Here is an 18,595-nt window from a genome sequence, read left to right as displayed (position 1 = left end):
GCGGGAACTTGGGAGCTTATAATGGAGCAACCTTCACTTGGTCAATCAATTTCTCATATACATCCTGCTCGAAGTGCCCTGCCCGCTCCGACATCGCATTAGCCGCAGCCGCTGCTGTCGCTATTCGCAGTCTGTTTGCCGGTGCGTCCCCACGTTCCTCCGAAAATGCCATCCCGGCCACAAAAGAATCCCCACAGCCGACTGTATTTACAGCCTGAATCTCGGGCGGAGTTACACGAAAGCCAGCTCCATCGATGAGTGCAATCGTCCCCCGCTCGCCCAATGTAACGCATACCTGTGGAATACCCGACTCTGACAATTGACGGGCCGCTTCAATACATTCCGTCTCACTCAAGCCTTCCTTGCCGAGCCAGGCTGCTAATTCATGCTCATTCGGCTTCACAAAATGAGGCTTAGCTTCCATCCCGGCGTTAAGAGCAGCGCCGCTCGTGTCTAGAAACACCCGCGCTCCCACCGATTTAATGGTGTCGATCAGTTCCGCATACAATCCGGCTGAGGCGCCAGGAAGCAGGCTCCCGGACAGCACAACAATGTTCGATTTCTGGGTCAGCTCGCCCAATCTTAAATTAAGCTCGGCAAGCTCCATATGCCCGGCCTTGGGCCCCTGCTCCAGCAACTCTGTGGACTGGCTATTCGACTCGTCCATGATGTTCAGGCATACGCGCGATTCACCCGCCACTGCTACGAATGCCGTATGGATTCCCTGCGCCTGCATGCCCTTTTCGATAAAGGCCCCATTGTTCCCGGCAACAAAACCAGATGCGGTCACCTCGCCGCCCAATAAGCGAATAACCTTGGCGACGTTATTCCCCTTGCCGCCCGGCTCAGCGATTTGCTGAGCCACGCGATGCACCTCGCCAGGGACGAACCGAGGGACATAATAGGTCTTATCGATCGCCGCATTCAAGGTGACAGTAGTAATCATTTCAATGTTCCTGCCTTACCGATGCATCCGCATAATTCCATTTTCTCGATGGCCAGGCGTTTTACTGCTTCCTTGGCTGGAACCATATATTTGCGCGGATCATTCTCTTCAGGAGATTTCGCGAATACGTCCTTGATCGCATTAGAGAAGGCGATTCTCAGCTCAGTGGCTACGTTCATCTTGGACATCCCTAGGGCAACAGCCTTCTTCACCTGGTCAGCCGGAATGCCAGAGCCTCCATGAAGGACAAGCGGAACGTCTACCTTCTCGGCAATTTTCGCAATTCTATCAAAATCAATGTTCGGTTCGCCCTTATAGATACCATGTGCAGTTCCGATCGCTGGCGCTAATGTCAGCACCTTCGTCTGTTCAACAAACAGCTTGCAATCATCTGGGTCAGCCAGCATAGCGTCGCGCTCATCGACTACGATATCATCCTCAACTCCGCCAACCTTGCCCAATTCAGCCTCGACATTCACTCCTATAGCTGCGGCTACCTCCATTACATGTTGCGTCCGCTTCACATTCTCTTCATAGGGAAGCATGGAAGCGTCGATCATGACTGAGGTATAACCCGCCCGGATACATTGAATAATCGTAGCGAAATCCGTACAGTGATCCAGATGAAGCGCGATCGGCAAGCCAGTCTGATCCGCAGCAACCTTAGCTGCCGCAGCGATATATTTAGGTCCCAGATGCTTGACGGTGCCCACCGTCGATTGAATAATAAGTGGCGAATTCGTCTCGCTGGCCGCCTCGACGACAGCCTGCAGCATCTCCAAGGTATGAACGTTAAAAGCAGTGATGGCGTATCCATTCTCTCTGGCTTGTTGAAGCATGGAAGTAGACGAAATAAGTGGCATAAGATTTGTCCTCCTAAAAATATAATTAATGGGATAATTCATATGGCTTATAATTAACTTGCTAAACTGAATCGCTAATCGTTACTGCCGCTGCGTTTCAGCGCCCAAAGAGCACTGCCAACTATACCGGCATGATCATTTAACTCGGCGGTCTTGATCACGAACTGGCCTAGATAATCTTGAAGCAGTAAATCATCCAACTCCTGCCTCATAGGGGCGAATAACGCCTCGCCTGCTAATGCTCCGCCGCCACCGATTACAATGGCATCCGGTGAGAGCAGGGGAACCACCCAGGCTAGAGCTCTGGCGAACGTCTTGCCGGTCTGGGCCAGAACATCGCGGGCCAGGATATCCCCGGCATCGCTAGCTCTGGATACCCCGCTGGCTGTGATATCAGCGATATCCGGGAACCATTCCTGCAGCAAACTTGCTTCCCCCTTCGTAATCCGGCTGCGCGCTTGTCTGGCAATGCCAGTCGCGGACACCACCGTCTCCAGACAGCCGATCCGTCCACAATTGCACGGAAAATCCACATTTTCTATAGGTACATGGCCGATCTCCCCAGACATGAAGCGATGTCCGTAGTGCAAGCTACCATGCTGCACGAAGGCTGAAGCCAAGCCCGTTCCGATCGTCACTCCATAGACAAATTCATGACCTCTGCCGCCTCCGGCAACCGCCTCTCCATAGACATACATGCGCACATCATTATCGATGTAGACCGATCTGCCAGTAAGCTCCTTTAAACGGCCAGCTATTGGAATATTGCGCCAATTCAGATTGACTGCCCTTAGGCTCACGCCTTGTTCCGGATCTACCAAGCCCGGGATCCCCATTCCTACTGCAACACATTGCTCTGATGCTATGCCGGCTTCCTCTATTAACTGCTCAATCGTGGCACTGATTTTTGATAAAATAGCCTGATGGCCTTCCTGCGAATCGGTAGGATATTTACGCTGGGCTACGATATTCCCGTCCTCATCCACCAGCCCGCAGACAATATTGGTGCCTCCTACATCGACTCCAACGGCATACTTCATAGAAGAATCCCGCTCCCCTCACTATTAATGGCTTGCAGCATCATAGACCTGCCAACCTAGCACATAGGTCTGATGTACTTGGAAATCATCGTCGATCAGGACTAGATCGGCATCCTTTCCAAGCTCGATCGATCCCTTCCTATCCTGGACGCCGATCTGCGTGGCCGGATGAATCGTAAGGGCTGGAACGATATCAGCGATTTCCTTGCCCGTGAAAGCCACAGTTCTGGATAGAGCATCGATCATCGTCAGCGAGCTGCCTGCCAAGCTGCCCAAAGAGCCGTCATCCAGCTTCAGATGGACCTGCCCGTTATGCATCAGGACGGGAAGCTTGCCCAGATAATACTCACCATTAGGACAACCGGCCGCGCACATGCTATCGGTGATCATAATGACCTTGCCTTCAGGCTTGATTTTGAATACCCATTTGATCAAATCAGGATGGACATGATGACCGTCGCAAATCAACTCTACTGCGAGTTCATCCAGCATTAGCCCCGCCCCGGCAACTCCAGGCTCCCGATGATGCAATGGACGCATGCCGTTGAATAGATGGGTGACCTGCGTAGCTCCCCACTCCACAGCCTTTTTCATCGTTGCGTAATCCGCATCTGTATGAGCTAATGAGATGGTGACTCCTTTATTCACAGCATGTACGATGACTTCTTCTGCAGAATTCAGCTCAGGAGCAATCGCCATCAGCTTGATCGTGCCTTTGGAGGCGGACCAGAAGGATTCGAACTCCTCGATAGACGGCTCGCGAAGATCATCCGGATTCTGAGCTCCGCTCCTTGCCGGATTCAGGAATGGCCCTTCCAAATGAACCCCGAGCAGATGAGCACCATCCGGCTGACGATCTGTATCTTGAACGACCTTGGCGGATGCCTCTAGCGCGGAGATAATCTCCTCATGCGTCGCAGTCAACGTGGTGGCCAGCAATGAAGTGGTGCCTCTGGATGCATGGAACCGGCACATGCCGTACAATTCCTCGCTGCTCCCTTTCATAACATCAAATCCACCACCGCCATGCACATGGACATCTACAAAGCCGGGCAGCAGCATTTTCCCCGCCGCATCGACCTGCGTCCATCGTTCGTCGCCGAAGGTCAGCTGTTCGCTGCTCTTTACCCCGCTTTCGTCTCCCTGGTCTATGCCGACGATTTTTCCATTTTTGATAAATAAACTTCCGTTGTTGATCCAGCCTTGTGGCGTTAAAATTCGAGCATGTTGAATTTGAATCGCGCTGGACTCCATAGATGCACCCTCCTATGTTATTCGACATCTATTTTGATTGAATAAATCACTTTATGATTATAATATTCTTATTTTATGATCAAATCAATATATAATTGATTGATAAATGAATAAATTCGGTATTTATGATCGTTTTTTAAATTTATCAATCATTGTTGTGTTTATTTTGATTGAAAAAATCATTTTTATGATATACACTGTCCTCATACGTTATAAATGAATATTCGAACTTATCTAATAGGAGGTCTAAGCGTCTATGAGCTTGACTTACAGTGAAATCAAGCAGCAATACGCTGCCCTGCAACAAACTTATGACTACATGATGGGCAAAAGACAACAAATCGTTGACTTCGTTAAAACCCAAGCTATCTCTTCGATCACCTTCGTCGGCTGCGGATCAAGTTATTGTCTGAGCCGCTCCGCTGCTCAGTCCGTCTCCTTGCGGGCTGGCCTACCTGCCTACGCCTTGGCGGGCGGAGATCTTATGCTGAACTATGAGCAGTATCAGCCAATGCTGCGGAACACGTTGTTGGTAGCACCTTCCCGCTCCGGCAGTACCAGCGAGGTTGTGGAAGCAGTTCGTCTACTCCGCGAAGCAGGCAATAACCTTCCGGTACTGGCTCTGTCCTGTGTGAGCGATTCACCGCTCTCGAAGCAAGCTGACTTCGCTCTGGAACTGCCATGGGCATTCGACCATAGCGTCTGCCAGACCCGGACAGTCACGAATTTGTATATGGCCAATCTGCTGCTGAGTGCATTCGTGGGTGGAGATGACAAGCTCATCGCCGATCTGCAGACTGCAATCAGCCAGGGCGAAGCTTATATGGAGTCTGTTGAGAGCAGCATCCGCAGTGCAGCTGACTTCAATTGGACTAATGCCGTCCTGTTGGCTGATGGCGAGCTCCAGGGGCTTGCCTCTGAAGGAGCTATTGCGCTAACGGAAATTGCCAAGATTCAGGCTCATTCCTTCCATCTGCTCGATGTTCGCCATGGACCGATGGTTACGGTAGGAGAAGATACTTTGGTGATCGCGGCACTGTCGGATCGTGGAACCGAGCATCAACACAAGCTTATGCGCGATATTAAGAACCGGGGAGCGAGAATTATTGCCTTCGCGGATCGGCCAGACGTGATTCCTGCCGAGTTCGTTGACTTGGCCATCGTCTCCGCCAACAAGCTGGATACTGCCGCACACGGCATTCCGTTTATTTTCATCCCGCAAATTGTTGCGCTTAGCAAAGCTGAACAATTAGGCATCGACCCGGATCAGCCCGACGGCCTTGTCGCCTGGGTCAAGCTCTAACCCTCCAAGTCCAGACATATAACAGAAAAGCAGGCCAGGAAACTTAAGTTCCTGGGCCTGCTTTTTTTCAATCCGTTTTACATCCTTATTGTACTTGGCACATGCCGATAGTTCGCTCATCGCTGGGCGGTCCACCTGTAGCCTGTAGTGAATGGGCGAACCCAGTACAAGTTCCCTCGATCCCCTTTGAGTTCAAATGAAAGTGGCCATAGGAATCCGTAGACCCATATATCTGCGCGACCACTCAATAGTGGCTTTTATAGTAACCAGTGTATTCGTACGGACTGACCTAAATAGATCAATAGTGACTTACTTACCGCGAAATGCCCCAAGGAAACCCTTAGTAGCTTCGTAACTTTCCCCCGCATACCGCTCGAAGTGCCCATGCAATGTTAAAAGCCTGCAATTATGCAGGCTTTTAACCTCAAAACCACCTGTTACTAGGAAATTCCTGCAATTATGCAGGCTTTTCCACCTTTTTCTGTAGAATCAGGCCGATATGGTGAAAAAGGATGCATTTTCGCAGGAATTTTCCATTTTGGGACGGCAGAGAGACGAAATTCCTGCATATTTGCAGGCTTTCTGGTATACGGGGCGATTGAGCACGAACGTGGCTTCACAATTACATATCTAACTATGTGGCACAGGAATGTCTTCCGATAATCAAGAATCAAGTTTATCGCTCAGCCTCGTTGGCAATAATGATTGCTAATAAATACAAGAGGGTGGACAGCCATGCGCATGCGTAAAAGGAAAAACCTTCATAAAATAAATAGTTCCGCAGCCGCAACGGGTCAACAATCAGAAAAAAAACCGGAAACGCAAAACACTCAAAATGCCCCTGAAGGGCAAGAGAGTCAAGATAGTAATCAGCCTTCAAAGGCACAAGCAGAGCAACAGAATCAGGCGACTCAACAAGGCCAAAACGGCCAACAATATCAGCAATCGCAAGCCATGCTGGAGATTGAGAACAGCCAAAAAACGCAAAATGGTCAAGAAACCGAGACGGCTCAGGAGTCGCAAGAAATGCAGGCACAGAGCGGGACATCCCAAAATGGTGCGACTCAGGACAGTGCATCTCAAGGCGATACTCAGAACAATGCTTCTCAGGATGGGGCTTCCCAAGATAATACGTCTCAAGGCGATACATCACAGAGTAACTCAACCCAGAACAGCGCGTCACAAAGCGGTGGAACCCAAAATAGCGCTGACCAGAGCAATGCTTCTCAGAACCAAACGCCCCAAAACGCTGCTTCCCAAAGCAATCAGACGGAAGGTGGAAGCAATCAAGCGAGTGCGTCCAGTGGGAATAGTGGAGGGGTTCCGAATGATGGGGGGCCTACCAGCAACGGGTTAGAACCAGCAGAGCAACAACAGCAGCAGGGTCAACAAAATCAGCAGAACCAACAACAGCAACAAAACCAACAGAGCGCACAAAACCAACAGAATCAGCAAAATCAACAATACAGACAGCAGCCAAATACACCGAATAATCCCAAGGCGCATGCCACTCAGGAAACAAAATCGGGCCAAGACCCGCAGCTTCCACCGATCTCTAAAAGTCTTGAGCAGAACGTTAAGTTCATTAAGGACTCGCTTGGTAACAGCACTGATCTCATTATTAGAAGATTCCCCTTCAGCCCCGCTAATGACAGACTGATCGCTATTCTGTTCATCGATGGGCTAGCCGATTGCACGATCATTAATGACTATATTATGGAACCGTTAATGCAACCGGAAGGGGAAGTTCTAGATCTTCTTAGTGAAGAGAAGCGCGATATCTCCAACGTGTCTCAGCTTATTAAAGACCGGGCCTTAACCTTCGGTGATATACATGATCTTCCGGACTACAACAGCCTGTTCCATTCGCTATTATCCGGGGATACGATCCTGCTCGTCGACGGTGAGAATACCGCCACCGCAGCCAGTGTCCGCGGCTGGAGGGATCGCGGTGTCGGCGAGACTTCCTCCGAGAATGTCGTGCGCGGTTCGCGCGAAGGATTCTCCGAGGCGCTGCGTACCAACACGACGCTGGTCCGGCGCAGAATTAAGGACCCGAGCCTCTGGATGGAATCCATGCAAATCGGCCATGTCTCTCGAACGGATGTGGCCATTATGTATATCAAAGGGATCGTAAATGATCAGATCGTGGAGGAAGTACGTTCCAGGCTGAGCAACATCAACATCGACTCTATTCTGGAGAGCGGCTATATTGAGGAATTGATTCAGGACGAGACAATGACCCCTTTTCCAACGGTATACTACTCGGAGCGGCCCGATGTCATCGCGGCTGAATTGCTGGAGGGCAAGATCGCCATCTTCGTCGATGGCACTCCGATTGTGCTCTGTGTACCGGCGCCATTCGTCTCTTTCATGCATGCTGCAGAGGATTATTATCAGCGTGCCGACATCAGCACCTTCATCCGCCTTCTCCGTTATGTCGGTCTGGTGGTCTCTCTTTTGAGCCCGTCCTTCTATATTGCAGTTACCACCTTCCATCAGGAGATGATTCCTACCGCTCTATTGATGAGCTTGGCTTCACAGCGGGAGGCTGTCCCTTTCCCTGCCTTTTTCGAGGCGCTCATGATGGAGATGACGTTTGAAATTCTGCGTGAGGCGGGCGTACGCATGCCTAAATATATTGGAGCGGCTGTCTCTATCGTAGGAACTCTCGTCATTGGTCAAGCTGCAGTCCAGGCCGGATTTATCTCGGCAGCCATGGTTATCGTCGTCTCACTCACTGCGATCTCCAGCTTCGTGCTGCCTTCGTATAATATGTCCATCGCCTTCCGAATGCTGCGCTTCCCGCTGATGGGTCTGGCGGCCTCTTTTGGACTGGTGGGCATCTTCGCCGGATGTACCATCATTATTCTGCACCTGTGCAGTCTGCGTACCTTCGGTGTACCTTATATGACTCCACTGGCGCCGATTATCCCGAGCGATAACAAGGATACGCTTCTGCGCCTACCGCATCGCTTCATGATCAAACGTCCGCGGCTCATTAATCAGAAGAATATTCAGCGGCAAGGCCCTAACTCGGGACCAAACCCACCGAAGCACAGATAGAAAGGTGGCACCGATCAGACAATGAAAAAATATGCAGCTTGTCTGCTTCTGCTTTTTATCGTGACTTCACTCTTAACGGGATGCTGGAATCGCCGTGAGTTAAACGAGCTCGCCATAGCTGTTGGATTTGGACTGGACAAGAGTGGGGACAACAGCTACCAGGTATCGGTACAAGTTGTAAATCCGAGCGAGGTTACAGGCGGCAAAGGAGGAGGCGAGGCTCCGGCTACCCTGTATACCGCGAAGGGACATACCGTCTCCGAGGCCATACGGAGGATCAGTAATACCAGTCCGCGTAAAATGTATGTCGCCCAATTGAGAATGGTGCTGATTGGAGAGGCTCTAGCTGAGGATGGCGTAGCCGAGTCGCTGGATTTCCTGCTCCGGGACCATGAGATGCGGACGGACTTCTACCTCGCTATCGTACGAGGTGCCACGGCCGAGGAGGCCCTGAAGATCATGACACCACTGCAGAAAATTCCGGCCAATAAATTATTCGCTTCTTTGGAGACATCCGAGCAGACCTGGGCGCCTAGCTTAACGGAAACTTTGAATGAAATGGTCAGTGACTTGCTCAGCAAAGGCAAACATCCCGTACTGCCTGTTCTGCGGATTATAGGGGATCCGGAATTGGGCGCAAAGAAACAGAATGTGGAAGGGATCAATACGCCTACTCAGTTGAAATTTTCGGGGATCGCTGTGTTTAATTACGATAAAGTGGTCGGCTTCCTAACTGAAGATGAAAGCAAGGGCTATAATTTCATTCGCGACAACATCAAAACTACGATGGATCATGCCAAATGCCCCAGCGGCGGCAAAATCTCGTTCGAGGTTATCACATCGAAGACGAAATCCCGCGGCAAGGTCATCGACGGACAGCCGCAGATCAATATTGATGTGCGCGTCACCGGGAATATCTCCGATGTAGAATGTAAAAACCTGGATCTGCTCGATATGCAAACGGTCAATATGCTCGAGCAGCTGTTCAGCGAACGGATCAAGACCCTTATGGAGAACTCTATTCATACCGTACAGACAAAATACGGTTCAGATATTTTCGGATTCGGCGATACCATCCATCGTTCCAATCCCAAGGCCTGGAAGAAGCTGCAAGAGGATTGGGATCAGCGATATTTTCGCAATCTGCCGGTAAATATCAGTGTAGATGTAAGCATAAAGCGGCTTGGTACGACGAAGGACTCTTTTCTGAAAAACTTGAAGGAGTAATCTATTATGCTCAGCATTGTGGTGATCCTAGTAGTGACCAGTTATATTATCTGGTTCGTGGCCCCTGACCTGTTCAAAAATAAATACTATAAAGAGTTGTGGGCCTTCTTCATTCTTCTGAGCATTGGAGTCGCCGCAAGTCTTACTGTGAATCTGCTGCATGATGTTCCTACGCCGCTTCAAGTCATCACGAATATACTTAGTCCGCTCATTCTTTTGCTGAAAAATATTGGACTGGTCTAGTCCGAGGAGTGAAGTTCATGAAGAAATACCGCGAAGTTAATATATCTCCCAGGCAGCTTACGACCTTGACGATGTTCTTCACGATCGGCAGCGGTATACTCATCATTCCGTCCGCTGTAACTATGGCTGCGAAGCAGGATGCCTGGATCGCTTGTCTCGTTGGACTGTTCCTGGGGGTTGCCGTACTATGTCTGTATAATCTGCTGACGAAATTCTATCCCCAATTGAACATGATCCTTATGATGGAGACTCTGTTCGGCAAATGGCTGGGCAAAACGATTGCACTGCTGGTCGTTATTACACTATTTCTCACTGGCCCTTCGCCAGCGCTCTACTTCACCAGCAACTTTGTGACAACACAAATTATGCCGGAGACTCCGACACAAGCGATTAATATTCTATTTACGGTTGTCATTGTAATGGGCGTGCATCTGGGGATCGAGACCATCGCCCGTTCCTCTGAGCTCCTGATCCTTCCCTTCATCCTCCTGTTCTTCTCCTTCGCCATCCTGATTCTTAATCAGACGCAGACGGAGAATATATTACCCTTGATGGAGAACGGGATGAAGCCCATCTGGCCGGCGGCCAGCGGCTTCTTGTCAGGCGTGGTGCTTCCTCACTTCTGCCTGCTCATCTTCCACTCCGCGGCCGTAAATGATGCCAAAAAAGCGAGAAGAGCCCTCTTAATCGGAACTATAATCGGAGGACTGGCCATCACCTTGATTGTGGCTCTGGGTATACTGGTCTTCGGACCTGATATTATAGCGAACAGCATGTATCCGAGCTATCTGCTAGCTCAGAAGATCAACATCGGTAGTTTTCTGCAGCGGATTGAGGTCATTATGGGGATCATGTGGTACACGACATTGTTCTTCAGAATTGCAATCTACATGTATTTCATAGCTTTGGGATTGACATGCATCTTCAATCTGCGGGATTATCGCCCTTTGGTGCTGCCGCTTGGTATGATTCTCGTAGCTATGGCGGAGATCATCTACCCTAATATCACTTATCAGCAAAAATGGGACGGAGAAACCTGGCCCGCCTTTATGCTGCTGTGGGGTTTTCTCCTGCCGGTCATCATGCTGCTCACTCATTTCATTCGCAAGCTCTTTGCAAATAGGAATTCGAACAATAATAACAACACAAATAATACGAATAATACGAACTCGAACGAAACTCAATAAGCTTTTAATGGCGCAGATCTATTTTAGAAATCGCTTGACCAGTCCCAGTTTCTTATCGTTATAAGGCGGGAACAGGAAGCTTGGGTTAATCCGGGTGGACTTGTTCAGCACGCTTTTCTTATGGGAAAAGGTATCGAAGCTATGCCGTCCATGATAAGCCCCCATGCCAGATGAGCCAACGCCGCCAAAAGGTAGATACGGACTGACCAAATGCATGATCGTATCATTCACACATCCCCCGCCAAAAGACACCGTACTCATCACCCGCTGCTCGACCTGTTTGTCGTTCGTAAACAGATAAAGGGCCAGCGGCTTCGGTCTGGAGTTGACCGCATCAATCACTTGCTGCAGATCACTATATTCCAGTACCGGCAGGATCGGGCCAAAGATCTCATCCTCCATCACCTTGTCATTCCAGTTCACCTCGTCCAGCAAGGTAGGTGCAATATACAGATCATCCCGGTCCGTCTGCCCTCCGGCAGCGATGACAGCTCCCTCCAGCAGCCCGTTCAGACGATCCCAATGCTTGAGATTGACGATCCGCCCATAATCCGGACTGAACCGCGGCTGCGTTCCGTAGAAGGCCAGGATGTACTCCTTCATTTTCGCTATAAGCTTCTTACGGATAGCCTGATGGGCCAACACATAGTCGGGAGCAACACAGGTCTGCCCTGTGTTCAAATATTTTCCCCAGACGATCCTCTGTGCTGCTAAGTCCAAGTTCGCCTCCTGATCCACGATGCAAGGGCTCTTGCCGCCCAGCTCCAGCACGACCGGGGTGAGATGCTCGGCCGCAGCTTTCATGACGATCTTGCCGACCCGGACACTCCCCGTGAAGAAAATAATATCGAATGGTGCCTGAAGCAATACGGAGTTGGCCTCCTGTCCCCCTTCAATGACCCGTACATAGGATTCGTCAAAACATTCGCCAATCAGCTTGGATATAATCTGTGATACATACGGTGTATATTCTGAAGGCTTGATGACTGCGCAATTTCCGGCAGCGATCGCACCGACCAGTGGGTCCATCACTAGCATAAACGGATAATTGAACGGCCCGATAATTAATGCCGAGCCATACGGCTCCGAATATACATAGCTGCGTGACCCGAAGTGAACGATCGGGGTACGAACCCGCTCCCGCTTGATCCATTTATGTAGATTCTTTATGATGTAGCCGATGCTGTCATAGAAATACCCGACCTCCGTGGAGTAAGCCTCGAACTCGGGCTTGCGCAAATCCTGATGCAACGCATGAATAATCTCACGCTCATGCTGCTGAACAGATTTCTTCAACGCCTGGAGCTGTTGCAGCCTGAACTCGAGAGAACGGGTTCTCCCTGTATTTATAACGCTGTGCTGCTGCTTAAGTATTTCTGCGACTACCTCAGGATTTAGTTCCGCCATTTTACTCACTCCCCCTTCTTACTGATCCAATCCATTCTATACTAAACATACACCGACACAAGCATAAGGAGCAATCCCTGCGCAAGAAGGCTTGACCAGGTAAAGACAAGGATTTAACATACAATCATCCTTAGATACCACTTTCTGTGCTAGAATGAGGGCAGCAAACAAGCGGAGGTGCATGAAGAGAGGTATGGGACTTAAGGTAATTATCGTCGATGATGAAAGCCTTGCTATATTGAAAATGGAGACATTACTGAGGGAGCAGACCGAGGTAGATATAGAGCTTGCCGGTTCCTACATGAATCCTCTTGAAGCTCTTGCAGCAGCTCGGCGGGAAGTTCTGCATCTGGCTTTTTTGGATATTGAAATGCCTGAGATTACCGGGTTTGAATTGGCTAATCAGTTGCTGAATATTCAACCACATATTGAAATCGTGTTCACGACTGCCTTTCAGGAATACGCCTTGAAGGCGTTTGAGATCAACGCGCTTGATTACTTGCTCAAGCCAGTCAGTCCGGACAGATTAGTTATCACCTTACAGCGTATTGCCAAAGCTGCAGGAGAATTAACAGACCGTGGCAATGAAGCGAACGCTATACAGCTGAACTGTTTTCGGAATATCCATTATGTTGATGCGGATGGAACAACGAAGTCTTTTGCCTGCAGAACACTGAAGGCCCCGGAGATATTCGCTTACCTGCTCTTTCATCACGATACCATCGTAACCAAGCAGTCGTTGATCGACTTGCTATGGCCGGAATATGATATCGACAAAGCGACAGCCCAATTACATACCGCGATCTACCAGATTCGCAAAGTACTTAAGGAAGCGGAGTTCGAGCTAGAGATCAAATATAAGGATGGCGGGTACAGCCTTCTGCTAGGAGATGTGAAGCTGGATGTGGAGGATTGGGAGTCTCGGGTCAAGAAGGCTCGGCCCGTAACTGCTGATACTATGGGGCAACATCTGTCTATCCTGTCCCTATATAAAGGGGATTATCTAGCCGATCATCGCTATACCTGGGCAGAATATGAGCAGGAACGCCTCCGGCTGATCTGGCTGACTCATGTGAAGCAACTGGCGGAGTATTGTCTGTCTAGTGAGATGTATACGGAAGCTATGTCATTATACCAAGAAATCGTATATAGACTGCCCTATGTGGAAGACGGATACCTCGGCTTAATGAAGGTATACTCCATATCGAATCATCAGTTAGAGGTCAGGAAAGTGTACCGGATTCTATGTACTAAGCTGCGGGATGAATTTGACGTAGCTCCTAGCAGAGAATTGACAAATTGGTACCTGGAATGGAAGCAATCGATTTAATGGCGATATGTAAGAAGCTTATAATAGAGCGAACATAGAGCAAAATCTAGGCGATGAGTTTCTCTTCACGAGGAACTCATCGTCTTTTTTCTGTTAAGCTCCCCCACCCATACATATTTAGAATATATTCAGTGACCTATTTTATATTAGCTGGGATAAGTATCGACCTAAATCGACATGATCACAAAATTTTTGAGAGGTGAATGACTCTATCATGAAGAAGTATCGAAAGCCGTTATTTATGTTTCTTGTGCTTGTCTTAATGCTAAATATTATGCTGCCCTCTTCCGTCACCCTGGCTGAAGGTGAATCCGAGGATGCTGCAGTAACGGCACAGGAAAGTGTCACGGAAAATGTATATGGTAGTGAGGGTCCTCAGTCTGGAATTGGGATTACGGATAAGTTCTCCCTTATTACAGTAGAAATGTATGATGACAAGCCTATTTATGATGAGAATAGTGGTGCGCTTCATCCGAATGGCAAACGATTGGATAGCCCTGATTATTTGGCCAATGCGGATAGGCCAGTAGCCATTATTTTTGATTGGGAACTAGAGGATGGCCACCCTTACAGCGCTGGTTCAGCCTACACCTTCACTCTCCCGGACAAGTTCGCCATCCCTGATGTTCTGAGCGGTTCATTAACAGGCGGAGTCGGGGATTATGTTGTAACCCCGGCGGGAACTGTCACGTTCACGTTCAACGACAGCATTGATCATGGGCTGGGGTATGAGGGCCAATTCTTCGTATGGATCGAGTTCAATAAGCAGAAATTTGGCGATGGATTGGAGCAACTCTTTGAGTTCGCGTCCGCCGGCAGCATCGTTGTAAACTTCAAAAACACAGCTACAGATCAATTGATAAAAAACGTCAACAATCCGAAGGGCTTCAACTCTGATGAAGTGGAATGGACGGTTGACTTCAATCAGCAAGAGCAAGCAATACAAGGCGCCGAGCTGAATGACCAACTCGGGGACGGATTATCCCTCAAAGATGATATTAAGGTCTATGAATTAATAGTAAATATCGATGGAACGGTTAAGGAGGGCTCCCTATTCAGAACAGAACAGGAATTCCCTATCAAGCTGGGAGATATCCATAAAGCCTATAGAGTAAAGTACAAGACTCATGTTGCCGCTCCAACCGAAGAACCTTTTTTAAACAGAGAATACAAGAATGCTGTCACGCTTACCGGAAATGATGGAAAGTACAGCAAAGAGACCTCTGCCAGTGTATATATAAGCTTCAATGAACCGTTGAACAAGAAGGTCACCAATTCGGATACTGTCTCTACTGCTGCGGGGATCAAGCGGACTATCGATTGGGCCATTGAGTACAATTATAATTTACAGAAGATTGGACAGCCGATCATTAAGGACATATTCAACCCCAACAATAAGGTTAAACTCAAACTGGCCGATAACAAGTTCAACGTGTATAAAGTAACCATAGATAGTTATGGACATGCGTTGCGCGATGCTCTAATCGACAAGAGCGAATATGATTTACAAGTCTTGCAGGATAACGCTGGCTTCGAGACCGGCTTTACACTTGAATTCAAAAATACGATCACCGAGGCCTACCTGATTGAGTATCAAACGGAAATAGAAGAGCGTGTTTATGAAGATCAAAACGTCACTAACTCTGTTACTTTCGGGAATATCGAGAAGTCCGCTTCCCATTGGATTGGTGAACTGATCTTCAGGAAGAATGTAAAGCATGAAGACTTCAATGAGAAGGAAATTGAATGGGAGCTTGTCCTCAATGAGGATCGGATTGAAATGTCCAACATTGTGATCAAAGATGATTACGCGGGTAATCATATGAATCTGCTCCCGGAGAGTATTAAAGTTAATGATCAAGAACTGACTAAATCCCCCTTCAAATTGATGCCGCAAGATGATTATAGCGAGGGATTCACGCTCCAGCTCAAGAGTGGAGAGGTGATCAAAGATCCAGTTACGATTACTTATAAGACATCATTTGATCCTAAAGCAGGCAAACCTGCGGATGGCGCTTATGAGAATAGAGCGACATTGACATGGAAAGATCTGAATGGCTCTCATCAGCTTGATAAACAGGCCAAAGTAACCCCTCAGGACTTTACGAATAACAATGGCAGAAAAATAGGCACATACAGCGCCAAGGACAAAGAGATCACTTGGACGGTTATTGCCAATTACAATCTGTTTAACGTAGAGAATGCGACAATTACCGACTCCTTGACAGGAAATCAGACTTATATCAAAGACTCCTTCGAGGTCAATAAGCTGATTCTGGATAGCAAGAATAATACGGTATCTATCGGCGAGGTTGTTACGAATTATAATCTCAAGATAGCTGATGATGACAAGAGCTTCGAATTAAGTCTAGGTAAAATAGGTAAAGAAGCCTATCAGGTCAAATACAGAACTAGCCTTGATGGCAATTTTCCGATAGAGGGAATCTATTCTAATTATGCGGCTCTATTGGATGGAACTACAAGTCTATTCGAGCAGAAGGCTGAAGTGACCCCGAAGCATGGCGGCGAACTGCTGTACAAGCAGGGCAGACAGGAAGGGAAAACAGACAAAGCTGCCTGGAAAGTTACAATCAACCCTAGCCAGTCTTACATTCCAGCCGGTTCTGTTTTAACAGATACTTTATCGGATAATCAAATTTTACTAGCGGATTCCCTGCGACTATATAAGACAGATCTACCTGCCGGTAACAATGGAGAGATCTCAACGATCGGTGAGCCGCTCAATAAAGATGGAAATCAGGATAATGATTTCTTTAAGCTGGAGGTTCAAGATAACACCTTCACCCTTACCTTCAAGAAAGAATTAAAAACCGCCTATATTCTGCAATATGAATCTTATATTAATGCGGATAGTGGCGAGAGAATTGAAAATGAAGCCAAGTTCGCAGGCCGCATCGCATCCGTTGAAGGTAACGATGGAGCGAAGGGGATACAGGTCTCACTCGCGGGAGCTGGCGGAGGAGTATCTACCGGCAATGGGCAGCTGAAGATTCACAAGCTGGATGATCTGAATCAGCCGATTGAGGGAGTCATCTTCGAGCTCTGGAACGCTTCAAATACCGCTCTGTTGGAAACTCTTATTACCGATAGCAATGGGAACGCCAAGACTGTCAAGAAATACAGGTACAACGGAAAGACAGAAGGCTTGCCCTATAAATTAAAAGAGGTCTCTACTCCTAGCGGCTACTTAGCGGACCCTGACTATGCAACGGATCAAGGAAAGGATATCTATTTCAAAGATCCTGAAGTGCCTTTCACGATTGTCAATGAGATTATCCGGCAGGGCTTTGAACTAATCAAGACAGATTCTAGCGATCCAAACAAGAAATTAAAAGGAGCTAAATTTGTCTTAAATAAAATTACTAGCACTTTCCCGCTGGGGATTCCTATCGATGTGCTAGAGACAGATACTGAGGGGAGAATTGCAAAAGGCGGCTTAGAGTCAGGAAAGTATCAGCTGGTCGAAATCACCGCTCCGGAATTCTATGAATTGGATACGAGGCCAGTGACCTTTGAGATAAAGGAAAACCAGACGACCTTCGTGCCATTGTCAAAGACTAATGCATGGGGTCTCGACGGCAAACTGATCGTAACCAAGGTAAATGCCAAGGATCAATCCGCCATTCCAGGGGTAGAATTCGAGCTTCGGGACAGCTCTAATGCGATTGTCGCCGAGGGTGTCACCGATCAGAATGGTCTGATCAAGTTCAATAATCTGAAGTATGGCAACTATACCTTGGTTGAGATCAAGGCGGATGGCTATGTCATCGAGCAGGCTGAAACTGCGATATCCATTAATCAGCCAGAAACGTCAAGAACTATTGAGAACAAGGTGAATGACCGCTCCGTTCATTTAAGTAAATATAACTCAAGCAAGGATCAGAGGCTGGCAGGCGCTGTATTCGAATTGTGGGAGCAATCGCCTATCTTCGATCAAGACGGTAATTATCTGTACCAACTCGTCAAAGATATCGATACAGCCAAATTGACCACAGACAAGAACGGAGAACTGTTCCTGGACAATCTGAAGCCGAATAAATACCACCTTATTGAAGTCAAAGCACCAGCAGGCTTCTTACTGGATAAGACACCTGTACAATTTGAAATTTCTGATCAGCAGACAGAGACTATTTTCGTGGAAAAGATAAACACCAGCCTTCCAAATTCCGGGGGCGGTGATAACTGGAACAGTAGCGGAAACGGAGGCGGTGGTGGTGGCACTACTACGCCAGTAAGTCCAACTCCCCCCCACCCAGTAAATTCGGACAAGGAGTCAGAACCTGGTGAGAATCCCGATTCGAGGCAGCCTGGACAAACTGATCCAGAGAATCGCCAAACAGTAAATCCTGAGCCAACGACGGAAGAGCTGACCGAATCGCAGGAAGAAACACCAATAACGCCAGCAGCTGAAACGTCTGACAAAGGAAGGGCTGAAGGAGCCAAGAATCAAGCAAGCAAAGGCAAAGTGCTGCCGAAAACAGGCGAATCGAGCCTTCTACCCTACCAACTGACAGGCCTGGCACTCATCGCTGTTGGAGCTACGCTGTACCTCCTAAGAAGAAGGCAACTGCAGACTAAGTAAGATGAAGCCTTAACCATCCTTTATAACTAAAAAGTAAAGCAGGGGCTGTCCCAAATGTCGATTTTTCGACTTGGAGACGCCCCTTTTTCTATGAGAATAGGGAATTTGCCGTTAGTGACATTCCTC

At 48.3% G+C, this 18,595-nt stretch carries 13 protein-coding genes; 7 read left to right on the top strand and 6 right to left on the bottom strand.

Features of this window, described 5'->3' with window-relative positions:
• Nucleotides 1-16: 16 nt before the first annotated feature.
• From BFJ94_RS21410 to nagA, 4 genes are all read right to left on the bottom strand, one after another.
• Nucleotides 17-946, bottom strand: coding sequence for a 1-phosphofructokinase family hexose kinase (locus tag BFJ94_RS21410; RefSeq protein ID WP_120464451.1), 930 nt, complete (start codon nt 944-946; stop codon nt 17-19).
• Nucleotides 943-1,809, bottom strand: coding sequence for a class II fructose-1,6-bisphosphate aldolase (fba, locus tag BFJ94_RS21405; protein ID WP_120464450.1), 867 nt, complete (start codon nt 1,807-1,809; stop codon nt 943-945). Before fba ends, BFJ94_RS21410 begins: the two co-directional genes overlap by 4 nt.
• Before the next feature lie 74 nt (nt 1,810-1,883).
• The gene (locus tag BFJ94_RS21400; RefSeq protein ID WP_120464449.1) at nt 1,884-2,849 is read right to left on the bottom strand and encodes an ROK family protein; all 966 of its coding nucleotides are present in this window, start codon (nt 2,847-2,849) and stop codon (nt 1,884-1,886) included.
• A 24-nt stretch (nt 2,850-2,873) separates the two neighbouring features.
• Nucleotides 2,874-4,103: an N-acetylglucosamine-6-phosphate deacetylase gene (nagA, locus tag BFJ94_RS21395; protein WP_120464448.1), complete on the bottom strand. Its 1,230-nt coding sequence runs from the start codon at nt 4,101-4,103 to the stop codon at nt 2,874-2,876.
• Between the two features lie 256 nt (nt 4,104-4,359).
• Between nagA and BFJ94_RS21390 the strand changes: the two genes are divergently transcribed.
• The gene (locus tag BFJ94_RS21390; protein ID WP_120464447.1) at nt 4,360-5,406 is read left to right on the top strand and encodes an SIS domain-containing protein; all 1,047 of its coding nucleotides are present in this window, start codon (nt 4,360-4,362) and stop codon (nt 5,404-5,406) included.
• A 676-nt stretch (nt 5,407-6,082) separates the two neighbouring features.
• Here the strand turns inward: BFJ94_RS21390 and BFJ94_RS25480 are convergent.
• A complete protein-coding gene (locus BFJ94_RS25480) occupies nt 6,083-6,442 on the bottom strand; it encodes a hypothetical protein (RefSeq protein WP_162944366.1) in 360 nt (119 codons plus the stop codon).
• A gap of 515 nt (nt 6,443-6,957) precedes the next feature.
• On the opposite strand from BFJ94_RS25480, the gene BFJ94_RS21385 reads away from it, so the two are divergent.
• From BFJ94_RS21385 to BFJ94_RS21370, 4 genes are read left to right on the top strand one after another with little or no spacing between them, the layout of a single operon-like run.
• Nucleotides 6,958-8,472: a spore germination protein gene (locus tag BFJ94_RS21385; RefSeq protein ID WP_229716964.1), complete on the top strand. Its 1,515-nt coding sequence runs from the start codon at nt 6,958-6,960 to the stop codon at nt 8,470-8,472.
• A 21-nt stretch (nt 8,473-8,493) separates the two neighbouring features.
• On the top strand, nt 8,494-9,699 hold the full coding sequence (locus BFJ94_RS21380; RefSeq protein WP_120464446.1) for a Ger(x)C family spore germination protein: 1,206 nt from the start codon (nt 8,494-8,496) through the stop codon (nt 9,697-9,699).
• 6 nt (nt 9,700-9,705) lie between these two features.
• Nucleotides 9,706-9,942: a hypothetical protein gene (locus tag BFJ94_RS21375; RefSeq protein WP_120464445.1), complete on the top strand. Its 237-nt coding sequence runs from the start codon at nt 9,706-9,708 to the stop codon at nt 9,940-9,942.
• 17 nt (nt 9,943-9,959) lie between these two features.
• Complete coding sequence (locus tag BFJ94_RS21370) at nt 9,960-11,129, top strand: GerAB/ArcD/ProY family transporter (RefSeq protein WP_120464444.1); 1,170 nt, start codon at nt 9,960-9,962, stop codon at nt 11,127-11,129.
• 18 nt (nt 11,130-11,147) lie between these two features.
• Here BFJ94_RS21370 and BFJ94_RS21365 read toward each other — a convergent pair whose 3' ends face one another.
• Nucleotides 11,148-12,536 carry an aldehyde dehydrogenase gene (locus tag BFJ94_RS21365; protein ID WP_120464443.1) on the bottom strand — a complete coding sequence of 463 codons (1,389 nt, stop codon included), beginning with the start codon at nt 12,534-12,536 and terminating at the stop codon, nt 11,148-11,150.
• 181 nt (nt 12,537-12,717) lie between these two features.
• Here BFJ94_RS21365 and BFJ94_RS21360 point away from each other — a divergent pair, with 181 nt between their 5' ends.
• Nucleotides 12,718-13,866: a response regulator gene (locus BFJ94_RS21360; protein ID WP_240431924.1), complete on the top strand. Its 1,149-nt coding sequence runs from the start codon at nt 12,718-12,720 to the stop codon at nt 13,864-13,866.
• Nucleotides 13,867-14,080: 214 nt separating this feature from the next.
• Nucleotides 14,081-18,469: a collagen binding domain-containing protein gene (locus tag BFJ94_RS21355; RefSeq protein WP_120464441.1), complete on the top strand. Its 4,389-nt coding sequence runs from the start codon at nt 14,081-14,083 to the stop codon at nt 18,467-18,469.
• Nucleotides 18,470-18,595: the final 126 nt, after the last annotated feature.

It is taken from the genome of Paenibacillus aceti (assembly GCF_003614185.1).
In the GTDB taxonomy this organism is placed as follows: domain Bacteria; phylum Bacillota; class Bacilli; order Paenibacillales; family Paenibacillaceae; genus Fontibacillus; species Fontibacillus aceti.
The sequence above is the reverse complement of the archived record's forward strand: the minus strand, read 5'-3'. Positions and strand labels throughout refer to the sequence as shown.

Bases quoted from the DNA above. Each gene is read 5' to 3' on its own strand.
- BFJ94_RS21410 (WP_120464451.1), bottom strand. From the start codon at position 946: ATGATTACTACTGTCACCTTGAATGCGGCGATCGATAAGACCTATTAT.
- fba (WP_120464450.1), bottom strand. From the start codon at position 1,809: ATGCCACTTATTTCGTCTACTTCCATGCTTCAACAAGCCAGAGAGAAT.
- BFJ94_RS21400 (WP_120464449.1), bottom strand. From the start codon at position 2,849: ATGAAGTATGCCGTTGGAGTCGATGTAGGAGGCACCAATATTGTCTGC.
- nagA (WP_120464448.1), bottom strand. From the start codon at position 4,103: ATGGAGTCCAGCGCGATTCAAATTCAACATGCTCGAATTTTAACGCCA.
- BFJ94_RS21390 (WP_120464447.1), top strand. From the start codon at position 4,360: ATGAGCTTGACTTACAGTGAAATCAAGCAGCAATACGCTGCCCTGCAA.
- BFJ94_RS21380 (WP_120464446.1), top strand. From the start codon at position 8,494: ATGAAAAAATATGCAGCTTGTCTGCTTCTGCTTTTTATCGTGACTTCA.
- BFJ94_RS21375 (WP_120464445.1), top strand. From the start codon at position 9,706: ATGCTCAGCATTGTGGTGATCCTAGTAGTGACCAGTTATATTATCTGG.
- BFJ94_RS21370 (WP_120464444.1), top strand. From the start codon at position 9,960: ATGAAGAAATACCGCGAAGTTAATATATCTCCCAGGCAGCTTACGACC.
- BFJ94_RS21365 (WP_120464443.1), bottom strand. From the start codon at position 12,536: ATGGCGGAACTAAATCCTGAGGTAGTCGCAGAAATACTTAAGCAGCAG.
- BFJ94_RS21360 (WP_240431924.1), top strand. From the start codon at position 12,718: ATGAAGAGAGGTATGGGACTTAAGGTAATTATCGTCGATGATGAAAGC.
- BFJ94_RS21355 (WP_120464441.1), top strand. From the start codon at position 14,081: ATGAAGAAGTATCGAAAGCCGTTATTTATGTTTCTTGTGCTTGTCTTA.